The following is a 23,914-nucleotide window of genomic DNA, read 5'->3' as shown; positions in this document are numbered from 1 at the left end:
CCAGGAGTGGTAGTTCAGTTGGTTAGAATACCGGCCTGTCACGCCGGGGGTCGCGGGTTCGAGTCCCGTCCGCTCCGCCAGTTTAAAAGCCCTGTAGTTCATTGAATTACAGGGCTTTTTGCTTTGGTGCTGTGCATTGCATTGGGGGCGGGGGCGCCTGCTGAGCGCCCGCGGCCCGTTAACGCCACAACCTCAGCACCCCCACCGACAGTGCCGTGCCGCACAGAATGATCGCGCCGCACAACAGCATCCAGGCGGTCACGGTCTCACCCAGAAAAATGGCGCCATAAAACACGGCGAACACCGGGATCAGGAAGGTCACGGTCAACGAACCAGCGGCTCCCACTTTTTCGATCAGTCGGAAATACAGCACATAAGCCAGCCCGGTGCACAGCACACCCACAGCAGCCAGCGCCATCCAGGCGGTCGGGCCAGGCTGGGTGGCGGGCCAGAGCCACCAGGTGGGCAGAGCCAGGCCGATGGCCGCACCGATCTGACTGCCGGTTGCCACCACCAGCGAAGGCACGCCGCCAAGATAGCGTTTGGTGTAACTGGCGGCAATGCCATAACACAGGCAGGCGGTCAGGCAGGCCACGATGGCCCAGCCGCTGGACAGGCCGGAGGCGTCGGGCTTGAAACTGGCCTTGTCCCAGGCCAGCAGGGTCACACCGACAAAACCGATCAGCAGCCCGATGATTTTCATGCCATGAGGCCGGTCTTTCAGCCAGACCCAGGCCACCAGGGCACCAAACAGCGGTACGGTGGCGTTGAGCAGCGATGACAGACCGGAGCTGATACTCAGCAGGGCGTAGGCAAAGCAGGCAAATGGGATGCCCGAGTTCAACATGCCCATGAACGCCACTTTGCCCAGATGATGGCGCAACTGCGGCCACTGTCCGCGCACCAGCAGCAGTGGCAGCAGCACCAGCGTGGCGATGCTGACGCGTACACCGGCGGTGGGCAGGGCACCGAATTCCGCCGCGCCCAGCCGCATGAACAGGAACGATGCGCCCCAGAGAGCGGCCAGCAGGATGAATTCAGGTAACCAGTGTTTGGCGTGAGGGGCGGTGTTCAATGTGTTTTCTCCAGTTGCAGCAGGGCTGATTTGCGTTCCAGACCACCGGCGTAGCCGGTGAGGCTGCCGTTGGCGCCAATCACCCGGTGACAGGGCACGATGATGCTCAAGGGATTACGCCCGACGGCAGCGCCAACGGCGCGGACCGCAGCCGGTCGGCCAATTTGGGCGCTCAGTGCGCCATAGCTGCAGGTGCTGCCGGGCGCAATGCCTTGCAGCGCTCGCCACACACTTTGCTGAAAAACCGTGCCGCAGGAGAGGTCCAGCGGCAAGTCAAACGCGCGACGTTGGCCGGCAAAGTATTGTGTCAATTGCTCGATGGCACGCAACAGGACGGGCTGTTGTGGCTCGACTGGGCAGGCGGACAGATCGGGCAGATGCGCCTGATGGTCAAACCAGGCCCCGACCAGTTGCTGGCCGGCGCTGGCCAGGCGCATCCGACCCATGGGGCTGGCGTAATCGGTTTGAACTGTATTTGGGGGAAGTTTCATGATGATTTTGGTCTCTAGCCCAGGTGGAATATATTTAATAAGCTATTAAATTGATAGTGAAAGTGGCGTCGGTGTGGCCTTGGGCGGAGCGGCTGTCGGCAGCCCAGCCCAGGCCCGGATCACGGCGTAGCTGCGCCAGGGTTGCCAGGCCTGCGACGCTGCCTGCGCCGCACGGGCTGGCTGTGGCTGGTCGCGTACTCCCAGCGCTTTTTGCAACGCCACGTCACCGGCGACCAGGGCGTCTGGCCAGCCCAAGGCGCGCATGCTGATGTACTGGGTCGTCCAGTCGCCAATGCCGGGCAGGGCCAGCAGGGCGGCCTGGGTTTGCGCCAGATCGGCACCGGCATGTAATGACAGGCCCTGTTCGGCCACGGCCCGGGCCAGCGCCTGGATGGCGGCTTGCCGTTGCCGCACGATACCCAACTGGCCCAGCGCGTCCCCGCTGGCGGCGGCCAGGGTGGTTGCGCTGGGGAACAAGCGGTTCAGCCCGGCGATGGGGGTGCTGACGGGGTCACCAAAACGGGCCACCAACCGGGCACACAGTGTGCGGGCTGCGGCCACTGAAATCTGCTGACCCAGCACCGCGCGCACCGCAAGCTCAAACCCGTCGACCGTGCCGGGCAGGCGCAGCCCGTCAGCGTCAGGGAACGCATCGTGCAATACCTGGTTGATGGCGCTGGGGTCGGCGTCCAGGTCCAGCAGGCGGCGCACGGCGGCCATCACCTGTGGCAGCACGTCGCCCAGGGTGTCACTGACCGTCAGGATCACGCGGCAATGGGCCTGATCAAAGCGGGCTATCAGCCAGCCGGTGACAACCTGCTGGCCTTGCGACACGCGCAGTGTTCGGGCAATGCTTTGCTGTTGGGGTGTTTGTGTCACCTGCTCGACCCCGGCAATCTGCCGGGTCTCCAGAAACTGCAGCATGGCGGTGACGTCGTAGGGCGGCCGATAGGCCAGCCGGACCTGGATGCTGGCGGGCTGGCCACTCTGGACTGACGCCGCGCCAGTGCGGCGCAGTTGGGTTGGGTTCAGGCCATAGTGGCCAACAAATGCCGCGTTGAAACGCCGCACGCTGGCAAAACCGCTCATGTGCGCCACCTGGGCGGCTGGCAGCCGCGTGTCGGTCAGCAATTGTTTGGCGCACAGCAGGCGACGGGTCTGCAGGTATTGCAATGGGGATACGCCAAATTGCGCTTCAAAGATGCGGCGCAAATGCCGGTCGCTGATGCCCAGCCGTTGCGCCAGTGCAGCCACATTGCCGCTGACCAGGGTGTTGTCAGCGGACACGTCCATCAGCCGCGCCGCCTGCAACGCCAGGATGCTGGACGCATCCTGCATTGACCAGGCCGGGACAGCCCCGGCCTGGGTGGCCGGGGCCAGTTCGGGGCGGCAGCGCAGGCAGGGGCGAAACCCGGCCTGTTCTGCCTGCGCGGCGTGGTGGAAAAAACGGCAGTTTTCCCGTTTGGGTGTGCGCACCCGGCAGACTGGGCGGCAATAGATGCCGGTGGACGTGATGCCGGTGAAGAAGCAGCCGTCAAAGCGGGCGTCACGCGCCTTCAATGCCAGGTAGCAGGCATCGTCAAACGTGGAGTGGGTGCGGTTGGACATGCCCTGAATGATAGGTGTGTTGACCCTCTGGCAGTGCCCCATTTTTGGCCGTTTTCGGACATGTGGCTGTGGCTGAACCCGACCCTACAATCCTGGGCACACAATCCATATCCAATCTCGTTTCAAGGGGGTTTGCATGCAGTTACCAGCGTCCATTTTCAAGGCCTATGACATTCGCGGCGTGGTGCCCGACACCGTCAACGAGGCCATGGCCGAAGCGCTGGGGCGCGCCTTTGGCACGCTGGCCCGCCGCGAAGGGCAGGCCAGTGTGGCGGTGGGGCGGGACGGACGCTTGAGCGGCCCGGCTCTGAGCACGGCGCTGATGCGTGGTTTGATGCAGGTTGGGATCGATGTCATTGACATTGGCCGGGTCACCACGCCGATGCTTTACTTTGCCGCCAGCACGGTGTGTGCCAGTGGCATCCAGGTCACCGGTAGCCACAACCCCAAGGACTACAACGGTTTCAAGATGGTGCTGGCCGGGCGTGCCATTTATGGTGATGAGATTCAGGCGCTGCGCGACATGATGGCGCGTGAAACCTGGGAGCTGGCCGGTGGCGGCCGAATTCGTTCGGTGGATGTGCTGGCTGACTACCAGGCGCGCATTGTCGGGGGCATCCAGCTGTCGCGGCCGATGAAGATTGTGGTTGACTCGGGCAATGGCATTGCTGGTGCCTCGGCACCGGCCATTCTGCGCGCCATTGGTTGTGAAGTGACCGAGTTGTTCAGCGAGGTGGATGGCAACTTTCCGAACCATCACCCCGACCCCAGCAAACCCGAGAACCTGCGTGATGTGGTGGCCGCACTGCAGGCTGGTGATGCGGAAATCGGCCTGGCGTTTGATGGTGATGGCGACCGCCTGGGCATTGTTACCAAGGACGGCAACACCATTTACCCGGACCGGCAGATGATGCTGTTTGCCCGTGACGTGCTCAAGCGTGTGCCTGGCGGCACCGTCATTTTTGATGTGAAGTGTTCCCAGCGCCTGGCGCCGACGATTGAAGCGGCCGGTGGGGTGCCGCTGATGTTCAAGACCGGGCACTCGCTGATCAAGGCCAAGATGAAAGAAATCGGCGCGCCCTTGGGTGGCGAGATGAGTGGCCACATCTTCTTCAAGGAACGCTGGTACGGCTTTGACGATGGCACTTATGCCGGCTGCCGCCTGCTGGAAATCCTGAGCCAGTCACCCGATGCGAACGCCGTGCTCAATGCCCTGCCCAGCAGTTATTGCACGCCCGAACTCAATGTAGCCTGTGCCGAGGGCGAACCCCATGCGCTGGTGAACCAGCTGGTGGCACAGGTTGATTTTGCGGCGCCGGCACAGGTCACCACCATTGATGGCCTGCGCGTGGACTGGCCCGATGGTTTTGGGCTGATCCGTGCCTCCAACACCACACCGGTGCTGGTGCTGCGTTTTGAGGGTCACACGCCCGAGGCGCTGCAACGCATCCAGACCGACATGCTGGCGCTGCTGCGTTCAGTCAAGCCCGATGCCGTGATGGACGAGGCGGCGCATTGAAGATCCTGATCGTCAAGCTGTCTTCGCTTGGCGACGTGGTGCATGCCATGCCGGCGGTGCAAGACATTCGCCGGGCCTTGCCCGACGCGCAGATCGACTGGGTGGTGGAGCGCGGGTTTGCTCCGCTGGTGCGCCGTTGTGCAGGCGTGCACCGGGTGATCGCCTGCGATCTGCGGCGCTGGCGCAAGGCCATGTTCAGCCGCGACACCCGCCAGGCCTGGCAACTGTTCAAGGCCGAACTGCAGCAGGTGTCTTATGACGCGGTGATTGATTTGCAGGGCTTGAGCAAATCGGCGCTGGTGTCGTGGCTGGCGTCTTTGAACCCGGATGGCCGGCGTTACGGCCTGGCCAACCAGACCGAAGGCTCCAGCTTCGAGGCACCGGCGCGCTGGGTGGCTGATGTGGCGCTGCCCATGCCAGCGCACAGCCATGCGGTGACACGTTCTCGCGCACTGTGTGCTGCAGCACTGGGTTACCACCTGCCTTCCTTGATGCATTTTGGCCTTCTGGCCCACATGGAACAAGCACCTGATGCTATGAAAAACGTAGCATTCAGGACCGGCCTGAAAGGGGTGGTGGCCCTGGTGCATGGGACTTCCCGGGCTGACAAACAATGGCCGCTGGACCACTGGCGTGCCTTGGCCAAGCGCTTGGATGAGGCCGGTTACGGTGTGGCTCTGCCGCACGGCAATGCGGCTGAGGAGCAGGCCGCTTTGGCGTTGGCGCAAGGGTTGCACCATGTCCAGGTCTGGCCGATGCTGGCACTGGATGCACTGACGGATGCCCTGGCGACCTGCGCCGGTGTGATCGGGGTGGACAGTGGCCTGAGCCACATCGCGGTGGCGCTGGACTTGCCGCATGTGCAGCTTTACAACTTTGACACCGCTTGGCGGACCGGACCACTGGCCGGGACGCGGCAATGCAGTGTGTTTGCCCAGCCTGCGCCGTCGGTAGAGGCGGTCTGGCAGGCATGGCTGTCCGTGTCGGCCACGCTCCGTTCGCCGTGATGCGCTGGCTGTATTCCCTGCTGATGTGGCTGGCGCAGCCACTGCTGCGGCGCAAGCTGTGCCGCCGTGGCGCGCAGGAGGCCGGTTACCTGCATGCCATCGACGAGCGTTTTGGCCATTACACCCAAGCGGTGGCGCCACACAACGGGCCAACGGTGTGGGTGCACGCCGTGTCCTTGGGCGAAACCCGGGCGGCGGCGGTGTTGATTGCGGCCTTGCGCGCCCAATGGCCAAGCATGCGGCTGTTGTTGACCCACGGGACGGCCACCGGGCGCGCTGAAGGGCAGAAGCTACTGCAGCCCGGGGATCTGCAGACTTGGCAGCCTTGGGATGCACCCGGTGCCGCGCAGCGTTTTCTGGCGCACTTCCAGCCGGATCTGGGGGTGCTGATGGAAACCGAAATCTGGCCCAACCTGGTTCATTTGTGTCGCCGTCAGGGTGTACCGCTGGTGCTGGTCAACGCCCGTTTGAGTGACAAGTCGTTGCGACAGGCGCAGCGGCTGGCCTGGCTGGCGCGGCCAGCTTATGCCGGGCTGGCCGCAGTCTGGGCGCAGACCGCAGCGGACGCCGAGCGGTTGACCCAACTGGGCGCACCAGTGCGTGGGGTGCTGGGCAACCTCAAATTTGATGCAACGCCCGATCAGACTCAGCTGGCCCTGGGGCGCCAATGGCGTCTGGGTGTGGGCAGACCGGTGGTGATGTTGGCCAGCTCGCGTGAGGGGGAGGAACTGGCCCTGTTGCAAATTTTGAAGGAATTTTGGCCTCTAGCCGACATGAATCAACCTTTGGTTGCTACAAAATCTATAGTAAACCAAGTCTTGTGGCTGATTGTGCCGCGGCATCCGCAGCGTTTTGAGGCGGTGGCTGAGCTGATTCAGTCGCAGGGTTTTGCCGTATCACGGCGCTGCCAATGGTCGCCAGAGGGACCTGGTGCGATGCCCCAGGGGCCAACGATCTGGTTGGGGGATTCTTTGGGTGAAATGGCGTTGTATTACGGTCTGGCAGATGTAGCCCTGCTGGGCGGCAGTTTCGAGCCCTTGGGGGGCCAGAACCTGATCGAAGCGGCGGCCTGTGGCTGTCCGGTGGTGATGGGGCCACACACCTTCAACTTTGCCGAGGCTGCCGAGCAGGCGCTGGCCGCTGGCGCCGCACTGCGCACCATCAATTTGCAGCAGGCGGTGACCGTCGCCAGTGCGTTGCCATTTGACAACGATGAATTGTCAAAGACCCGCTTGGCAGCAGGGCAATTTGCGCAAGCACATCAAGGGGCCGCCATTCGTCAAGCCGCTGCCTTGAATCACTATCTTGTCGGCTTTTGACCGTGAATCCTGGGTATCAAGGCGTTTCTTGATGTTGGTCATGTATGAACGACGAACCTAGGGTTTTCACCTAATTTGCTATTTATTCGTCTTTGATTTAAATCAAGTGCTTGGAACAATTAAAAATATATTCCCACAAGACGGGTGCGGAATTAACATCGCGCCAGTTCTCCTTGTAAAGCCAATGTAAAGGGTTTGTTTATGAAACATCATGCTGAAATCAGAAGGCTGTTCTGGACAGCCCTCAAGGGCGCTGTGTTGGGTGCGGCGCTGGCGGCGGGTTCTGGCTTCGCCGCAGATGTGGTCAAGGCGGCGCCAGCCACGGCTGCGGCGGCACCAAAGGATCTGATCCTGAAGGGCGACGCCAAATGCACAGGTTGCCATGATGAGACGGACGACAAAGTGCCCACGATGCTGGACTTGCACCCATCGGTACTGGCGATCGGTAAGACCCGGCATGGTGTCAAGGCGGATGGACGCACGCCCACCTGCACCGACTGTCATGGTGCCAGCGAGAAGCACCTGAATTACAGCGGCAGCGGCAAACCGCCCAAGGCTGATAACCAGTTCACCAAGGGGTCGACCACTCCGGCAGCGACAAAAAACCAGGCCTGTCTGAGCTGCCACCAGAGTGATGCCAAGCGTTCCCATTGGGAGGGCAGCGCCCACCAGACCAAGGACGTGGCCTGCACGTCGTGTCATCAGATTCACACCGCCAATGACAAGGTGCGTGACAAGAAGACCCAGCCCGAGGTTTGCTACAGCTGCCACAAGGAGCAGCGTGTCCAAATGAGCAAACCTTCGCGCCATCCGGTGCCTGAAGGCAAGATGGGTTGTTCGGATTGCCACGCCTCGCATGGCTCGGTGGGTCCCAAGCTCATGAAACGTGACAGCGTGGTGGAGACCTGCTACACCTGTCACATGGAAAAACGTGGCCCGTTTGTGCACAACCATGAGCCGGTCAGTGAAGACTGCGGTAATTGCCACAACCCGCATGGGACGGTGGTTGAAAATCTGCTGAAAGTGCGTGCACCTTTCCTGTGCCATCAGTGTCATACCCCACACGGCGGATTTATCCCGCAGTTGCTGGGTGCTCAGGCCGTACCCAACACGGCAACCCAGTCGGGCAAGAGCACGACCAATTTGACCCAGGGGCGTAGTTGCATGAATTGCCACACGCAGGTTCATGGCACCAACAACCCTGCCGCGACCAACCCGACTCCCCAGTTCAACTTCCGTTGAGAAAGGCTGATGATCATGAAAACCAGTCAGCAGTATTTTGGGTTCAGTAAATCAATTCTGGCTCTGGCCGTTCTGGCCGCCTATGCACCAGCGTATGCGGATGACGCTGAAATCGCTCAGTTGACCCAACCCACCAGCTCGATCAGCGTGGGGGTGGGGGCTTCGAGTGGCAGCCAGAAGGACCGTTCACTGATGGGCCAATACAACGGCCTGCGTGACAACGACACCACCTTGCAGGTGGATCTGGACATCAACAAGCGTGATGAGGCCACAGGCACTTCGCTCTACATCAAGGGCAACAACCTCGGCCTTGACAACCGTGATCTTTCTGTCTCCTACGAAAATCAGGGTAACTGGAAGCTCGGGGCTGACTATTCCGAGTTGGTGCATCATGAAATTCGTACCATCAACACGGGTATGGTCGGCCTGGGGTCGACCACACCTTCGGTGGTGCGTCTGGCAACGCCGGGTACCGGGCAGGACTATGACCTCAAGCTCAAACGGGTTGGTTTGGGTCTGAGTGGCGAAAAATGGCTCAACAAGAACCTGCAGTTTGAAGTGGCGTTTCGCAATGAGACCAAGACAGGGGCCCGCACCTACGGCGTTGGTTACGCCTGTGCGGCTTATGTGTGCACCAACACGCAGACCGCCACCAATCAGACCTGGGCCTTGTTGTTGTTGCCCGAGCCGGTGGATACCACCACACGGCAAATTGAAGCCCGGTTGAATTACCACGATCAAAAATTTAGCGTGAGTGCCGGGTATTACGGTTCGTTTTTCACCAATGCCAACGGGAATATGACGGCCGCCGTGCCAAACAGCCTGAATAATCCGCTGGGGGTGCTCAGCACCCTGGCTCCGGCCACGACCAATATTGCAGGGGGTGGTACCAGTTTGCGCAATGTGCTGCAGTCCCCAATCGCTTTGCAGCCCGACAATCAGGCACACCAGTTTTATGTGTCTGGCAATTACCGGTTTACGCCAACCACCCAGGGCAATTTCAAGGTGGCTTATACCCATGCCACGCAGGATGACAATTTCCTGGCCAATGGGCTGACCAATGCGCCTGCCGGGGTCACCAGCCTGAATGGTGTGGTGGACACCAAGCTGGTTCAGCTTGGCGTGACGGCCAGACCCATGCCCAAATTGAGCCTGCTGGCCAATGTACGGTATGAAGACAAGAAGGATTCTTCCACCGAAGCGCTCTACAACGTGGAAGGCGGGGCGGTGGTCCCGGCCACCACGCCGGCGACCTATGTCAATCGGTCTTGGTACAACTATCTGGCGTCATCGACCAAGGTAGTCGGAAAGCTGGAGGCCAGTTACCAACTGCCTGTCGATCTGCGTGGCACGATTGGACTGGACTACAGCTCGTATGACCGGCCGGTTCCGGTGTCGATCACCGAGGAAGAGCTGGCTGGCTTGGGTGCTGTGCGTGCCAAAAACACCGAGAAGGGGTATCGGCTGGAATTGCGTCGCAGCATGTCTGAAACACTCACGGGTTCGGTCGGGTATTCCAACAGCAAGCGCACTGGTGGTGACTGGACCAGCCTGAGCAACAGTGCCGCTTTTGTGGCAGCGGGCTTGGGTTATGGCCAAACTGGCTCGGCTAGCCAATTCATTGCGCTCAATGCCGGTAATGCTTTCCCGATGAACATGGTGGATATTGATCGCGACAAGATCAAGCTGTCTGCCAACTGGATGCCCAATGACAAGGTGGAAGTGCAGTTCAATGTGGAAGACGGCAAGGACAAGAATGCCACAGCATTCAATCCCGTTGCCGGGCAAAAGGGCTGGCTGGAGTCCAGTACCCGGCAATACAGCCTGGACGCCAGCTTTGCCGTGACGGACAAATGGAAGATCAATGGTTACCTGTCTCAAGGGACACAAAACCAGAAAATCAACCATAGTACCGGCTATATGGCGGATCTGGAAACTCGCAGTGATGGTATCGGTTTGGGTGTGAAGGGTGTCATTTCCTCCAATTTGGAGGTGGGGGCGCAGCTGACCTATCTCAATGACACTACCAAATACGGGCTGCGAGCTGCGTCTGGTGTGACGGGGACTGCTCCGACGGCCGCCAATCTGGCCCAAGCTGCCATCGGTGTGCCGGACGTGAGCTACCAGAGTACCACTCTGAATCTGTATGGCAAATATGCGTTGCGTAAAAATGCCGATATCCGCTTCAGCTTGATTCACCAACGTGCTGAGCTCAGGGAATGGTCATGGACGAATAACGGACGTGCGTTCGTGTACCAGGACAACACCACGGTGGGCATGAATCCAGATCAATCTGTCACCTTCCTGGGGGTGTCTTACATTTACAAGTTCTAGGCAGGGATTGATATGACTAAGGCCTGGTATCACCTTGGGTGAATAGGTCTTTTCTTGCCATTCATGATGGTTCGTTTTTGTGTGCTGAGTGCAGCATGTTTTTCAGGAGTCTTCCAAATGTTCAAATCATCCGTCACTCTCGTCAGTAGCGCTGTTGTATTGACCCTCGCAAGCCTGACACCGGCTCAAGCGGCAGTGGATGCTGCTGCGGCACAGGCTTTGTTCAAGGACAACGACTGCACAAAATGCCATGCCGTGGATAAGGCCAAAAAAGGCCCATCATTGAAAAAGATCGCTGAGAAATACAAAGGCAAGCCTGATGGTCAGGCCAAGGCCATCAAAAATTTCACGTCTGGCGGTATGGTCAAGACCTCTGACGGCAAGGAAGTCGAACACAAGATGCTTGACAGCAAGGACCCGAAAGTCCAGCAAAACCTGGCCGACTGGATTCTGTCCCAGTGATTTGCCGGTACCGAATGTCGCAACCTCTTGGCCGCATTCCCTGTGAATAGCGGCCATATCTTTTTGTTTTACGGTAACGCATCATGCGATTGACATCTTCTCATCTGCTGGGTGGATTGGTCTGGTTATTGGGCACCTGCCTGAGTGTGCCGGTTATGGCCGCCGATGTAGCGTCCGCAACTGCTGGCACCAAACTGGACAATGCCACTTGCCTGAGTTGCCATGATGGCAAAAAGGGCAAGCTGGAAATAGCCGGCGCTGAAGGCAGGCCGCGTGAGATGCATGCCGTGGTTCCTGACAAGTTTGCGCAGAGCGTGCACGCTAGCATGAGCTGTGTGGCCTGCCATACAGATATCAAAGACAACGCGGAAAAAGCCAATGCCCACAGCAAAGATCCGGCACTCAAGCTGGCCAAGGTGGATTGTGCGGGGTGTCATCAGACGCTGTGGGAGCAGGTACAAAAAGCGGGCACCGCCAAGGACAAACCCAAACTTGAATTTGTGGCTAAAAACATAACAGCCTACCAGCAGTCCTTTCATGCCCGCCCCAGTGAGGACAACAAGGCCCGGCCGAATGCTTCATGCGACAACTGTCATGACACCCATAGTTTCAACGTTCCGGCCAAAGAGTCACCTCAATATGCGCAGTGGCGTCTGAACATTGCCAATAACTGTGGCCAAAGCTGCCACGAGGATCAATTGGAGGCATATGCTGGTTCCGTACACGGTATGGAGGTTCTGGACAAGAAGAATGCCAAGGCTGCTGTTTGCACGGACTGCCATGGTGTCCATGACATCGTCAACTCTTCGGTGGACCCCTTCAAGCTGGCCGTTACGCAGAGTTGTGGCTCTTGTCACAAAGAAAATCTCAAGACCTATAAGGCTACTTATCATGGTCAGATCAGTACGCTGGGTTACGCTTACACCGCCAAATGTTATGACTGCCATGGCAGTCACAAGATATTGAAGGTCGATGACCCCAAGTCCATGGTGCATGCCAACAACCGGTTGAAGACCTGCGAGTCGTGCCACAGTGGCAAGAAGGACTTGGCCAAAGCACCTGCGGGTTTTGCCACCTTCCAGCCGCATGGCCATGCCGGAGACTTCAAGCGTTACCCGCAAATTTGGGTCGCCTGGCAGATCATGGTGCAACTGCTGGTGGGGACGTTTGCGTTTTTCTGGTTACACACCTTGTTGTGGTTCTACCGTGAATGGAAAGAACGCAGGGTGCGCAGTACCCTGCCGCACATCAAGGTTGATGCACTGCCTGTCGGCGTTGCGGGCAAGCATATTCAGCGCTTCAGCCCGATCTGGCGTGCGGCCCACATCACTTTTGCCTTGAGTCTGATGATTCTGACACTGACCGGTATCCCACTGTTCTACCCGAGCTCGCCGTGGGCACAACCGTTGATGAGCGCCTTGGGGGGACCACACATTGCTGGCACCATCCACCGGGTGAATGCGGTCATTTTTGCCGGTGTGTTCTTCTGGCACCTGTTCTATATGGGGTGGCGCATCGTCCGTGACTGGAAGAACTTCAAGTTCTTTGGGCCGAATTCGATGGTTCCCAATCTGAAAGATGCTCAAGACATGTTGGGGATGTTCAAGTGGTTCTTTGGCAAGGGTCCACGGCCCAAATTTGATCGCTGGACTTATTGGGAGAAGTTTGATTATTGGGCGCCGTTCTGGGGGGTGACCATCATTGGTGTGAGTGGCTTGATCATGTGGCTGCCCAACTTCTTCGGCGCCTTCCTGCCAGGCTGGGTGTTTAACGTGGCAGCGATCTTCCACGCTGAAGAAGCCTTCCTTGCCGTGGTGTTTCTGTTCACTGTGCACTTCTTTAACAACCATTTCCGGCCCGACAAATTCCCGCTGGAGGTGGTGATGTTCACCGGAACCTTCTCTGTCGAGGAATTCAAGCATGAGCATCCGCTGGAATACCAGCGCTTGCTGGATAGTGGTGAGCTACAAAGTCGCTTGGTGGATGCTCCGTCACCTGGCAAGCTGGCTGCGTCCAAGGTGTTGGGATTTGTGCTGATTGTTATCGGGCTGACATTATTGACGCTGGTGGCTATCGGGTTCTTTACGGCACTCTGATTCGCATGTGCTGAGGGGTGGTGAATGGCAGTGCAATTCACCACCCCTTGTTTTTGGAGCACGCGAGACGTCAGCTGGATCGCGAACAGGTTCACAAGCCAAGCTGACTCGGCGTGTCGTGGGGTATCAGCCTCTCACGGAGGCATTGGCCAATTCAGGGGATCAGCAGCGCATTGATGGCTGCGAGGTCATCTTCCTTGAGCGAGCCGTTGGCCTGACGCAGTTTCAAGCCGCCTACCAGCACGTCGTAGCGTGCTTTGGCCAGCTTGGCCTTGGTGTCAAACAGCAGGCTTTGGGAGTTGAGCACGTCGATGTTGATGCGCACGCCAACCTGATAACCCAGCTTGGTGGCATCCAGTGCACTTTGGCTGGACGCTTCGGCCGCTTCCAAGGCCTTGACTTGACCCAGGCCGGATTGCACACCGAAAAAAGCGCTGCGAGTGGCTTGCGCCACACCGCGCTTGGCGGCCTCCAAGTCGGACCGTGATTTGTCTTCGAGTGCCAGTGTTTCTTTGATCCGGTTCTGAATGGCGTAGCCAGCAAACAGCGGCAGGTTAAAGCTCAGCCCCACTGCTGCGACATTGTTGCGGTAGTCCAGCGTTGTGCTGGAGGTTCCGTTGTTTTTTGTGATGTTGTAGCTGCCGGTCAAGTCCAGTGTCGGCTTGTTGCCTGCCTGGGCTTTCTGGGTTTCCAGTTGAGCGACTTCCAATGCCAAACGGGCTTGTTGAACCGAAGGGTGAATGTCTTCTGACTGGTTCACCCACGGTGTCACATTATTGGGTGCGATTTCCGGCAGGTTGACTGGCAGCCGCATGGCCTTTGGGGTGGAAGGCGTTTTGCCGGTCAGTTGATCAAGGGCGATTTTCTTCACGCGCAAATCGTTGTCTGCAGCGATTTCCTGTGCCAGTACCAAGTCATATCGAGCTTGCGCCTCACGTGTGTCGGTAATGGTGGCGGTACCGACTTCAAAATTCCGCTTGGCTGAAGCCAATTGTTCGGCCACTGCCGTCTTTTGCGATTTGACAAAATTCAGGCTGTCCTGGGAAGCCAGTACGTCAAAGTAGGCTTGGCTGACACGTACGATCAAATCCTGGCTTGCTGCTGTCAACTGAGCCTGTGCCAGTTCTGCCTGCTTTTTCCCCTGTTCCGCAGTAGCCCTATTGGCAGGTCGGTACAACGGTTGTGATGCACTCAGTGTGGCGCTCTGATTACCGTAACTGCCGCGGTCAAATGTCGCCATATCGCTGGAGATGTTGGTGCGATTCACTCCCATGGCCAGGTTGGCACTGGGCAACAACCCTGCTTGGGCCTGCTCACCTTTGGCCAGATTGGCTTCGTACAGTGACTTGGCCGACTGGTAGTTGGCATCAAAGGCTTTTGCCGCCTGGTACAAATCCACCAGACTTTGGGCCTGCGCGGGTAGCGCCAGCGCGGCGGAGAGAGCCAGCGAGAGGGAGGATAGGCGCATAGTATTCATGATGTGGCAGAAAAATGGGCAGATGACAGACAGATCAAGAGGCGTAACAGCTTGCAGTGTCAGTAGCGTGGCACGGTGGGATCGACTTCCGCTGCCCACGCGTTGATACCCCCGGTGATATTGGCAACGTGGTCAAAGCCACGCGCCTTCAAAAAAGCCGCGACTTGCATACTGCGCCCACCATGGTGACAGATGCAGGCAATCGGCTGACTGGGGTCCAGCTCAGCTAACCGAGGAGGTATCACGCCCATCGGGATGGTGATCAATTCAAATCCATCTGCCTTGATGCTGGCCATCTGCAGCTCAGCGGGTTCACGCACATCCAACACCACGGGACTACCGTGACCACGCACGGATTCAAGCCAGGCTGGTAGTTGGGAGGGGCGGATTTGAGTGATCATGGTTAGAACCTGAAAGCGGGGGAAGTTGGAAAATTCAACAGGCGTGGGGCGTTGTCGTCCCATTTCTCATCGGTTTTGAAATAAGTTTCGCTGGTGCGGGTGATGGTTACCGCGTGCATGATGGGCTCGTCACCCACAATGGCCACCAGTCGTCCACCAACCTTGAGCTGATTGAGCAGGTTTGGCGGTACTTCGGCCACGGAACCACCCAGCACAATCACATCAAATGGCGCGTCTGCCGCTGCGCCATTGACACCGTCAGCCTGGCGTACTTCGACATTGTGAATGTTGGCCTGTTGCAGATTGGTGCGCGCCATGTCTGCCAACTCCGGGTTGATTTCCAGTGAAATCACCCGCTGGGCTTGATGCGCCAGCAAAGCAGTGGTAAAGCCAGTGCCAGTACCAATTTCAAGTACCTTGTCGGTGGGGTTGACGGCCGCATCCTGAACCAGGCGTGCCTGGATGCGGGGCGTGAGCATGAGCTGTTCACCTGGCAACGGTATGGCCATATCAACAAACGCCAAGGATTTGTGCACCAGAGGAACAAAGTCTTCACGTTTGACCGTCGAGAGCAACTGCAGTACCGCACTGTCCGCCACGTTCCATGGGCGAATTTGTTGTTCAATCATGTTGAAGCGGGCTTGTTCGACGTTATGCAAATTCATTTTGGTACTCCAGGGGGTATGTTAACGGACTTTTTCGATTTTAGCTGGCGTAGGAACAAAGGCCTGAGCATGTGGCGGTGTTTTGGCTGAGGGATTCCATCGGCGGCGCAGCCATTGCGCCAGGTCATCCATGTAGCAGTACACCACTGGAACCACCACCAAGGTCAGCAGAGATGACGTAATGACGCCGCCGATGACCGCCTGGCCCATGGGCGCGCGCATTTCAGATCCCTCCGACATCGCAAATGCCAGCGGCGCCATGCCAAAAATCATCGCCAGGGTGGTCATCAAAATAGGGCGCAACCGTACCCGTGCAGCCATCAGCAAGGCTTCCTGGCGTGACAAACCAGGTATTTCATTGCCTTCTGCGTCGTGCTTGAGGTCGCGTGCCCGAATGGCAAAGTCCACCAGCAGAATGGCATTTTTGGTCACCAAACCCATCAGCATGACCACGCCGATGACCGAAAACATGGACAGCGTGGAGTTGAACATCAGCAGCGCCAACACCACCCCGATCAGGGTCAGGGGTAGCGAAGTCATCAGCGCCAGTGGTTGGAAAAAGCTTTTGAACTGACTGGCAAGAATCATATAGATGAAGATCACCGCCAACACCAGTGCCGACAGTGCATAACCAAAGGCCTCACCCATGTCCTTGGTGGAACCGCTGAACTTGTAGCTGTAGCCCGGTGGCAGGACGATGCTGTCCATCGCCAGTTTGATATCGGCCGATATCTCGCCAGCCGAGCGGCCTGCCACATTACCGGTGATGGCCACTTCACGGGTTAGATCGCGCCGGTTGATCTGGTTGGAACCGGACGAAGCCACGACGCTGGCGACTTGGTTAAGGCGCACCACACGGGCACTGCCGTCTGCTGTTGTCCCGAGGGCAAACGGCAGATGAGCCAGATCTTCCGCTTGATTGCGTGATTGGGGTGACAGACGCACGTTCACGTCATAGGTCTGGTCATCCGGAGCGCGCCAATTGCCTACAGTTTGCCCTGCTACCAGTGTACGTAGCGCATTACCGATTTGCGCCACACTCAAGCCCAGATCGGAGGTGGCTTCTCGGTGTACTTGGACATCCAAAGTGGGCTTGTTGGGTTTCAGAGTAGAGTCCAGATCGACCAGACCGGGAATGCCCCTGACTTTTTCCAGCGCCAGTGTGGTCAGGCGCGAGAGTTCGTCCATGTCGGCTCCCTGGATCGAAAAGGAAATCTGTTTCTGCCCACCCACCGGATCCAGCAATCCCACATGGGTCACGGTGATACCAGGTACCTGCCGCAGGCGCTGGCGCAAGGCTACCGACATGGCATCCACATCGCGCTGACGCAGCTTGCGATCAACCAGCCGGATGTAGGTACTGGCGTAGATTTTGCCCTGCGCGTTGCCGGTATTGATGGTGGTCAGGGTGTAGCGTACTTCGGGGAAAGATCGGATGATGGCTTCAACCTGGCGCGCGCGCGCCTCGGTTACTTCCAGTGACGAGCCCACCGGGGTGTTGAAGGTCAGATTCGTTTCGGAAAAATCGGATTTGGGCACAAATTCAGTGCCTAACAGAGGCACCATGAAAATACTGCCAATAAAAATCATCCCGGCCAAAGTGATGGTGCTGAGCTTGTGTGCCAGCGCCCAGCGCAGGATGTTCTGGTAAATCTCTACCAACACATCGGTGCCATGATCAAACAGGGCCGTGATGCGCCCTACAGAACGGTCGTAGAAGCTGACCGGCGCATGGTGCTTGCCGTGGGCCTCAATACTTGGGTCGTGCCAGATGCTTGACAACATGGGGTCAAGGGTGAAGCTGACAAACATCGAGATCAGCACCGCAGCCACAATCGTCAGGCCAAACTCATGGAAAAACTTGCCAATGATGCCGCCCATGAAACCAATGGGCAAAAACACGGCCACGATGGACAAGGTGGTGGCAAACACGGCCAGACCAATTTCACGGGTGCCGTCCATTGACGCCTGGAATGGACCTTTGCCCATTTGCACATGGCGCACGATGTTCTCGCGGACCACAATGGCATCATCGATCAGCAGACCGACGCACAAGCTGAGCGCCATCATGGTAATCATGTTGATCGTGAAGCCCAGCAGGTTCATGAAGAAAAACGTACCGACCAGTGCAATCGGCAAGGTCAGTCCTGTGATGATGGTGGATCGCCAGGAATTAAGGAACAGGAACACGATCAACACCGTGAGCAGTGCACCTTCAATCAGTGTTTGGCGCACATTGGACACGGACACGCGAATTTGCCGGGAACCGTCGGTAATGGGGTTCAGTTTGACACCGGGCGGCAAGGTCTGCTGGATGCCTTCCAGGGTTTTGTTCAAAGCGTCAACGACACCAATGGTGTTTTCGTCCTGTGACTTCTGCACGTTGAGGAGCAGGGTACGTTGGCCGTTGTACAGCGCCAGGCTATCGATCTCCTGGGCACCATCACTGACACTGCCAACCTGATCTACCCGCACCGGGGCACCATTTTTGCGAGTGATGATGATCCGGCCAAAGTCTTCCGGGCGCTGTACCCGCGCTGCAATCTGGATGACGCGCTCTTGTTCGGTTGAACGGATACTGCCTGCTGGATAGTCCTGGTTCTCACTGCGCACGGCATTGACGACCTGATCTGGCGTGATGCCAAAAGCCTCCAGCGCCTGGGGATTCAAATAGATATTGATCTCGCGCTTGCTACCACCGACCAGTGTCACCGAACCAACACCGCGCACGTTCTCCAGTCGCTTTTTGAGCACCTGTTCGGCCCAGTTGGTCAACTCCACCGGGTTCATGGTCTGGCCCTGGACGCTGTTGTCAGGTAATACTGCCACTGACCAGATAGCACGGCTGGCTGGGTCAAAGCGCAACACCCGTGGTTCTTTCACCTCGGTGCGTAGTGTGGGGCGGATGGAGGCCACCTTTTCTCGCACATCTTCAGCCGCCTTGCGGCCATCCATGTGCAGGCCGAATTCGATGATCACAACCGATTGACCTTCATAAGAGCGTGAAGTCAGGGCATTGATACCAGCAATGGTATTGGCACCTTCCTCAACCTTTTTGGTGACTTCGCTTTCGACTATTTCTGGCGAGGCACCGGGGTAATCGGTGATGACGACCACGACTGGGAAGTCGACGTTGGGGAACTGATCAACCTGCAACCGCTGCATCGAAAACAGGCCCAGTACGACCAGGGCGAGCATCATCATGGTGGCAAAAACCGGATTATTCAGGCTGACACGGGTGAACCACATTCAGCGGGCTCCTTGTTCTGGAACCGTGACGTTGACCGAGGCGCCAGGACGCAAAAGACCGACAGTACCGGCAATGACGATTGACCCCTCCGGCAGGCCCTTGACGCTGACCATGGTTTGCTCGTCTATCTGGCTGCGCATGCCCATCTCCACATTGACATGCTGCACCTGTTTGTCCCGCACCAGTTGGACATAGGGTTTGGGTTTATCTGTGCGTACCGCACTCAAGGGCACAGCCAGTGTGTGCAGCGTTCTGGTAGAGATCGTGCCCTCTAGGAACAGACCCCGCCGCAGTGCGGAGCCAGCAGCAATGGTCAGATAGACCGGTACGGCGCGGCTTCCTGCCGAGGCACTGGGGTTGATGCGTGCCACACTGGCTGATATCGGTTGTGTGCTCCCTTCGACACGCAACATTGCTTTCTGGCCTACCCTGACCTGGAGTGCATCCTCTGGACTCAGCGCTGACTCCAGTTCCAGATGGTTGAGGTCGATGATTTCAACAATTCGCGTGTCTATGGCGACACGTTCACCAGTTTGCGCCAATCGTTGTGCGATGTGTCCGGCAATCGGCGCATGCAGCACGGTGTCGTTCAAACTCTTGACGGCGATATCCGCTGCTGATTGGGCGGCCGCGTGGGTAGCCTGGGCGGCTGCCAGAGTGGCTTGCGATGCAGCCAGCGCCGTGCTGGAGATGAAACCTTGTGCTACCAATGCCACATTGTTGTCATGACTACGCTGAGCGATATCCACCTGCGCCTTGGCAGCCTGGGCTTGTTGCTGTGCCTGACGCAGACGAGCCTCGGATTCGGTGGGGTCAATCCGGCCCAGCACTTGTCCAGCCTTGACGGAGTCGCCTTCGCGCACCGTCAAACCCTGCAATTCACCCGCAATCCGTGCCTTGACCAAAGCTGTTTGGGCAGCATTGACAGAACCCGATACAGCGATGTTGTGAGGCAGGTCGAGCATTTTGACCTGCACAAGATCGGTCGGCATCAGTTGGATCGCCACCTGGGTTTTTTGTGCGATCTGTTGTGTTTCCAGGGTCGCTCGTTTGGCTTGGCGTGCCGACAGGGTACGCAGGGTGCCAGCGGCCAGCAAAGCGACAACCACGCCAGCAATGCTCCATTTGATCCAGGGTTTCATGCCATCAGGTGCTCAGGGAAAGGGAAGGGCGGGCGCTGTCGGTGCTGAAACCCAGCAACAACATGTCAAGCTGTGTTTCCAGATATCTTTCAGGCTCAATCTGAGCGAGCGTGCCGCAACAGGTGCCAAAAGAATGTTTCCACATGGCCAGAAACAGCAACGGGGCCAGCACCATGTAAACCCCGTATTTCAAATCCATGGCGCGGATTTCGCCACGTTCTATACCGCGTTGCAGAATACGCTCAATCAGTGCTTTGCCAGGTTGCATCACCTCAGCTTGGTAGAAGGCACCCAATTCAGGAAAGTTACTTGCTTCACTCATCATCAACTTCGGGATACCCGATGCTTGAGTCGCTCCGATGTGTTCCCACCAACTGTGCAGGCAATAACGCAGCATTTCTTGTGAATTGCCTTCGAAATTTTCGATTTCGTCACTCCACTGGGCAAAACGGCCAGTAATGTGTTCGCGCACAACGGCTTTGAAAAGCTCTTCCTTGCTGGAAAAATACAGAAACAGCGTTCCTTTGGAAACACCGGCACGCTTGGCAACTTCTTCCACCCTTGTCGCGGCATAACCTTTTTCTACAAACAAATCCAAGGCCGCCGCCAGTAACTCACCCGGGCGAGCGTCCTTGCGTCGTTCGCGTCGAGTGTGGCCGGCAAACAGGGGAGGATCGGTAGAGGTGAGTGAAGACATAAGTTAATGACTGGCTGGTTATTAATATAAGCGTTTGCCCGTGAGGATGTCAACGCCAAGGTGCATGGCCCGACGGATTTCACGGTAATTTGAGAGAAACGTCGCGGGTGGTCCAGCGTATCTACACGCAGTACCATGCTGCGGTCAGAGTTTGTCTGGTGTCTACAAGGAGAACCCACATGGCAGTTCATACCCAAACCATCACATTGGGCGGAGGATGTTTTTGGTGCACGGAGGCAGTTTACGTGAACGTCAAAGGGGTTCTTGATGTGGAATCCGGTTACAGCAATGGACATGTTGTGCAGCCAAGTTATGAGCAGGTCTGTACTGGTCAAACCGGTCATGTCGAGGTGGTCAAGCTGGTGTTTGACCCCGAACAGGTCAGCTTGCGGGAGCTTTTGGAGATATTTTTTGTCATCCATGATCCCACTACGCTCAACGCCCAAGGCCATGACCGTGGGACGCAGTACCGCAGTGGTATCTATTTCACTGACCCCGAACATCAGTTGATCGCGCAGCAAGTGGTTGCCGAGATGGTGGCCAGCGGCACCTACCATCATCCCATCGTCACTGAGGTCGTGCCTGTTGCCAACTATTGGCCAGCAGAAAGCTACCACCAGGACTATTTTGCGCGTCATCCACACCAAGGTTATTGCATGGCCGTGGCGGCCCCCAAGGTCGCCAAGTTTCGGCAAACCTTTGCCAGACTGGCTCGGGGTTGAGGCACCGGTCAATCAGCCGGTGTTTTTTTGGGCGAGTGAGGTTTTGCCGTGGGACGGGTTGGTCCGGCGCGTTCGGGGTGCACTGGCGGATTTCTCCGGGACATCCACCGCCGCAGTGAGTTGGCGCGCCAGTTCAATCACCCGGTCGGGATCGGCTCCAAGCGTTCCCATCAAAAACTCGATGATTTCCGAGCGTGGGTTTGCCAATGTGGGTTCAATCATCATGACGGCCGCCGAGATGGCCAAAGCGGTTTCCCGACTGGTCTGATCAGGTAGCAACTGTTCGAGCGCGTTGAGCGCTTCAACCGGGGCTACTGCTGTCAGGCGCGCCTGCTGTTTGAGCAGCTTGTTCCAGTTGGTGGAGGTCCCCATCCCTTTCAGTGTTTGTGGTGGCAGTTGTGCCAGCAGGCGTGCCAGGCGCAGGCTGCGTCGCTCAAAAGCGCCTACCGACACCATGCCGGCGAGCACGATGCGGCAGACGGCTTCGGCAAAACCACCCTCCGTGATATGTTCCAGTGCAGATTGGCGCTGAGCGGCCAGTTCAGCCATGGCCCGTGTCAGGGCGATATCGGCGTCGGGTGTGTCTGGCGGGATGAAAGCCCCCAGTCCTTTGTGGCCAAAAACCAGGCGTGTCCACTCCACCAGCGCGGCATCGCGCGATTCACGAAACTGGTTCAGTGTGTCGCTGATGAGCTGGGCCATTTTTTGTTCAAGCCGGCGTAGGTAGTGATCGTCATCAACCTGTACACGTTGCGCCTTGGCTTGAACAGCTGCTGCGCGAATGACAGGTGCGATCGGGGACTCGTCAGACAGCAACTGGCGCTGCAAGCGCAACGCATGCAGCTTGCCCAGGGCATCTGCAGCGGGGCGCGTGATGGTCATCTTCAACCAGGGGCGCACCCAAGCTTTGTAAAACCGTTCATTGGATTCGGATATTTTCGCCAAGGTCGAAAACATGGCCTCTTCGGCGCGCCCTTCCGGGTTCAGCGCCAGAATGTCCTGCATGGTGCGGTGTTCGTAGTGCACCGTGTAATCGCCGGGTTCAAGCTCTTCCCATCGCAAGGGATCCAGTCCAGCTTTGGTCTTGAGCTTCATCTCATACAAACCTGGCGGCAGGCTTTCGATGATGTCCAGAGACGTCACCAATTGGTCGTGCTCCTTGCGGGCGACGTCGCCACCGACAAAAATGCCCAGATGTCCTACGCTGTCGTGCAACACGTACACAATGGTCCGTCCGGCTGCTGCGATGGCCTGTTCGTCACCCCAAGTGTCAATGATCCAATTCAGCGCCTGAGGCGGTGGCGTGATGTTGTCTCCCCATGACGCAAACACCACCACCGGGGAGGTGATGTTGTGCAGATCAATGGCCCGGCCGTCGGCCATCATTGTGCCGCGTGCCAGTCGGTTGCCGACAAACAGGTTCTCCACAATGCCTTCAATTTCGGCCCCTGTCATGCGGAAAAAGCCGCCCCACCAGCGTTCAAATTCCAGGAAACGTTCCGCCTCGGTATCCACGTGGCGCCACAGGTTGTAATACTTGCTCCAAAAGGTGTTGGCCGGGTTCAGGCGCTCAAAGTTCTCCACCAGGTGTGCACCATCAAAGCGGTCGGCGCCAAGATCGGCGGTCAGAGAGGCCAGCCAGGAGCCACCGAGTGCGGCACCCGAATACCGCATGGGATTGAGTTTGGAGCTTCCGGCCCAGAACGACACCGGCGCACCCATGATCATCAGCGGGCCAAACAGTTCGGGCCGCAAGGCATTGAGCGCCATCATGGCCCAGCCAGCCTGACAGTTGCCGATGACCACCGGGCGGGCACCCGTCTCATTGGGATGACGCGCGATCACAGTTTCAATGAACCGGGCCTCGGCACGCATGACGGTGAACAGGGTCTGGCCTTCTTCCGGCTCCGGCCGGAAGGTAACAAAGTACACGGGATGACCGGCCCGCATGGCCATACCCACTTCGGAATCAAGCTTGAAGCCACCAATCCCAGGTCCATGCCCGGCACGGGGATCAACCACAATCACTGGACGCGCCTGAGGATTGACCGGCAGGTCCTCCGGGGGCACTAGGCGTAGCAGGGCGTAGTTGCAGGGCTCGGGCAACAAGTGTCCGTCCATCACCATTTCGTGCTCGAACTTCAGCAATGGTGGTGTGCCCTGGTCAAGGTGTTCCAGGTAATTGTTGCCACGGTCCAGCAGCGTATCCAGAAACAACACCGTGCGCTGGATGGCATCGGTGAAGTAGTCGTTGGACACCTTGGCCGCAGCATTGTCAGAGCGGGCAGGTGGGGTGACGCTGGCTTGTTTGGGTGTGGCGTTGGCGGGCATGATGCTTCCCCAAAAGATGCGGATTCGAACGGGTTCCATCATAGTTCAGGCGGCTGCCGAAGGCACTGGGTGCCGA

General features: G+C 58.0%; 18 protein-coding genes and 1 tRNA gene. 9 read left to right on the top strand and 10 right to left on the bottom strand.

All coding sequences use genetic code 11. From position 1 onward, the window contains the following. Positions 1–3 precede the first annotated feature (3 nt). Positions 4–80, top strand: a tRNA-Asp gene (locus tag PHW99_RS03925). A gap of 98 nt (positions 81–178) precedes the next feature. Here the strand turns inward: PHW99_RS03925 and PHW99_RS03920 are convergent. The 3 genes from PHW99_RS03920 to PHW99_RS03910 are packed head-to-tail and all read right to left on the bottom strand — an operon-like array spanning position 179 to position 3,174. Continuing rightward, on the bottom strand, positions 179–1,075 hold the full coding sequence (locus PHW99_RS03920) for a DMT family transporter (protein WP_300173997.1): 897 nt from the start codon (positions 1,073–1,075) through the stop codon (positions 179–181). After that, on the bottom strand, positions 1,072–1,566 hold the full coding sequence (locus tag PHW99_RS03915) for a methylated-DNA--[protein]-cysteine S-methyltransferase (RefSeq protein WP_300173995.1): 495 nt from the start codon (positions 1,564–1,566) through the stop codon (positions 1,072–1,074). Before PHW99_RS03915 ends, PHW99_RS03920 begins: the two co-directional genes overlap by 4 nt. A gap of 45 nt (positions 1,567–1,611) precedes the next feature. Then, positions 1,612–3,174, bottom strand: coding sequence for a DNA-3-methyladenine glycosylase 2 family protein (locus tag PHW99_RS03910; RefSeq protein ID WP_300173993.1), 1,563 nt, complete (start codon positions 3,172–3,174; stop codon positions 1,612–1,614). 136 nt (positions 3,175–3,310) lie between these two features. Between PHW99_RS03910 and PHW99_RS03905 the strand changes: the two genes are divergently transcribed. From PHW99_RS03905 to PHW99_RS03875, 7 genes are all read left to right on the top strand, one after another. After that, on the top strand, positions 3,311–4,693 hold the full coding sequence (locus PHW99_RS03905) for a phosphomannomutase/phosphoglucomutase (protein ID WP_300173991.1): 1,383 nt from the start codon (positions 3,311–3,313) through the stop codon (positions 4,691–4,693). After that, positions 4,690–5,700, top strand: coding sequence for a lipopolysaccharide heptosyltransferase I (gene waaC, locus PHW99_RS03900; RefSeq protein ID WP_300173989.1), 1,011 nt, complete (start codon positions 4,690–4,692; stop codon positions 5,698–5,700). Before PHW99_RS03905 ends, waaC begins: the two co-directional genes overlap by 4 nt. Continuing rightward, a complete protein-coding gene (locus PHW99_RS03895; RefSeq protein WP_300173987.1) occupies positions 5,664–7,019 on the top strand; it encodes a 3-deoxy-D-manno-octulosonic acid transferase in 1,356 nt (451 codons plus the stop codon). Before waaC ends, PHW99_RS03895 begins: the two co-directional genes overlap by 37 nt. 201 nt (positions 7,020–7,220) lie before the next feature. Beyond that, positions 7,221–8,261, top strand: a complete 1,041-nt coding sequence (locus PHW99_RS03890) for a DmsE family decaheme c-type cytochrome (RefSeq protein WP_300173986.1) — start codon at positions 7,221–7,223, stop codon at positions 8,259–8,261. Between the two features lie 15 nt (positions 8,262–8,276). After that, on the top strand, positions 8,277–10,595 hold the full coding sequence (locus PHW99_RS03885; RefSeq protein ID WP_300173985.1) for an MtrB/PioB family decaheme-associated outer membrane protein: 2,319 nt from the start codon (positions 8,277–8,279) through the stop codon (positions 10,593–10,595). A gap of 117 nt (positions 10,596–10,712) precedes the next feature. Further along, a complete protein-coding gene (locus PHW99_RS03880; protein ID WP_300173983.1) occupies positions 10,713–11,057 on the top strand; it encodes a c-type cytochrome in 345 nt (114 codons plus the stop codon). A gap of 83 nt (positions 11,058–11,140) precedes the next feature. Then, the gene (locus PHW99_RS03875; RefSeq protein ID WP_300173981.1) at positions 11,141–13,153 is read left to right on the top strand and encodes a cytochrome C; all 2,013 of its coding nucleotides are present in this window, start codon (positions 11,141–11,143) and stop codon (positions 13,151–13,153) included. A gap of 154 nt (positions 13,154–13,307) precedes the next feature. On the opposite strand, the gene PHW99_RS03870 is transcribed toward PHW99_RS03875, so the two are convergent. From PHW99_RS03870 to PHW99_RS03845, 6 genes are read right to left on the bottom strand one after another with little or no spacing between them, the layout of a single operon-like run. Next, positions 13,308–14,630, bottom strand: coding sequence for a TolC family outer membrane protein (locus PHW99_RS03870; RefSeq protein ID WP_300173979.1), 1,323 nt, complete (start codon positions 14,628–14,630; stop codon positions 13,308–13,310). A gap of 59 nt (positions 14,631–14,689) precedes the next feature. Continuing rightward, entirely contained in the window at positions 14,690–15,031 is a 342-nt protein-coding gene (locus PHW99_RS03865) for a rhodanese-like domain-containing protein (RefSeq protein WP_300173978.1), read from the bottom strand. A 2-nt stretch (positions 15,032–15,033) separates the two neighbouring features. Further along, entirely contained in the window at positions 15,034–15,696 is a 663-nt protein-coding gene (locus PHW99_RS03860; protein ID WP_300173976.1) for a protein-L-isoaspartate O-methyltransferase, read from the bottom strand. A gap of 21 nt (positions 15,697–15,717) precedes the next feature. Then, positions 15,718–18,945, bottom strand: a complete 3,228-nt coding sequence (locus tag PHW99_RS03855; protein ID WP_300173974.1) for an efflux RND transporter permease subunit — start codon at positions 18,943–18,945, stop codon at positions 15,718–15,720. Beyond that, positions 18,946–20,088, bottom strand: coding sequence for an efflux RND transporter periplasmic adaptor subunit (locus PHW99_RS03850; protein WP_300173972.1), 1,143 nt, complete (start codon positions 20,086–20,088; stop codon positions 18,946–18,948). A 4-nt stretch (positions 20,089–20,092) separates the two neighbouring features. Beyond that, the gene (locus PHW99_RS03845; protein WP_300173970.1) at positions 20,093–20,785 is read right to left on the bottom strand and encodes a TetR/AcrR family transcriptional regulator; all 693 of its coding nucleotides are present in this window, start codon (positions 20,783–20,785) and stop codon (positions 20,093–20,095) included. Between the two features lie 179 nt (positions 20,786–20,964). On the opposite strand from PHW99_RS03845, the gene msrA reads away from it, so the two are divergent. Then, a complete protein-coding gene (gene msrA, locus PHW99_RS03840) occupies positions 20,965–21,507 on the top strand; it encodes a peptide-methionine (S)-S-oxide reductase MsrA (protein WP_300173968.1) in 543 nt (180 codons plus the stop codon). 12 nt (positions 21,508–21,519) lie between these two features. On the opposite strand, the gene PHW99_RS03835 is transcribed toward msrA, so the two are convergent. Beyond that, entirely contained in the window at positions 21,520–23,838 is a 2,319-nt protein-coding gene (locus tag PHW99_RS03835; protein WP_300173966.1) for a DUF3141 domain-containing protein, read from the bottom strand. Positions 23,839–23,914 lie beyond the last annotated feature (76 nt).

This window comes from Rhodoferax sp., assembly GCF_028689305.1.
GTDB lineage: Bacteria > Pseudomonadota > Gammaproteobacteria > Burkholderiales > Burkholderiaceae_C > Rhodoferax.
The sequence above is the reverse complement of the archived record's forward strand: the minus strand, read 5'-3'. Positions and strand labels throughout refer to the sequence as shown.

Coding starts and splice junctions, on each gene's coding strand:
- PHW99_RS03915 (WP_300173995.1), bottom strand. CDS start 1,566: ATGAAACTTCCCCCAAATACAGTTCAAACCGATTACGCCAGCCCCATG.
- PHW99_RS03910 (WP_300173993.1), bottom strand. CDS start 3,174: ATGTCCAACCGCACCCACTCCACGTTTGACGATGCCTGCTACCTGGCA.
- PHW99_RS03905 (WP_300173991.1), top strand. CDS start 3,311: ATGCAGTTACCAGCGTCCATTTTCAAGGCCTATGACATTCGCGGCGTG.
- PHW99_RS03895 (WP_300173987.1), top strand. CDS start 5,664: ATGGCTGTCCGTGTCGGCCACGCTCCGTTCGCCGTGATGCGCTGGCTG.
- PHW99_RS03890 (WP_300173986.1), top strand. CDS start 7,221: ATGAAACATCATGCTGAAATCAGAAGGCTGTTCTGGACAGCCCTCAAG.
- PHW99_RS03885 (WP_300173985.1), top strand. CDS start 8,277: ATGAAAACCAGTCAGCAGTATTTTGGGTTCAGTAAATCAATTCTGGCT.
- PHW99_RS03880 (WP_300173983.1), top strand. CDS start 10,713: ATGTTCAAATCATCCGTCACTCTCGTCAGTAGCGCTGTTGTATTGACC.
- PHW99_RS03875 (WP_300173981.1), top strand. CDS start 11,141: ATGCGATTGACATCTTCTCATCTGCTGGGTGGATTGGTCTGGTTATTG.
- PHW99_RS03870 (WP_300173979.1), bottom strand. CDS start 14,630: ATGAATACTATGCGCCTATCCTCCCTCTCGCTGGCTCTCTCCGCCGCG.
- PHW99_RS03865 (WP_300173978.1), bottom strand. CDS start 15,031: ATGATCACTCAAATCCGCCCCTCCCAACTACCAGCCTGGCTTGAATCC.
- PHW99_RS03860 (WP_300173976.1), bottom strand. CDS start 15,696: ATGAATTTGCATAACGTCGAACAAGCCCGCTTCAACATGATTGAACAA.
- PHW99_RS03855 (WP_300173974.1), bottom strand. CDS start 18,945: ATGTGGTTCACCCGTGTCAGCCTGAATAATCCGGTTTTTGCCACCATG.
- PHW99_RS03850 (WP_300173972.1), bottom strand. CDS start 20,088: ATGAAACCCTGGATCAAATGGAGCATTGCTGGCGTGGTTGTCGCTTTG.
- PHW99_RS03845 (WP_300173970.1), bottom strand. CDS start 20,785: ATGTCTTCACTCACCTCTACCGATCCTCCCCTGTTTGCCGGCCACACT.
- msrA (WP_300173968.1), top strand. CDS start 20,965: ATGGCAGTTCATACCCAAACCATCACATTGGGCGGAGGATGTTTTTGG.
- PHW99_RS03835 (WP_300173966.1), bottom strand. CDS start 23,838: ATGCCCGCCAACGCCACACCCAAACAAGCCAGCGTCACCCCACCTGCC.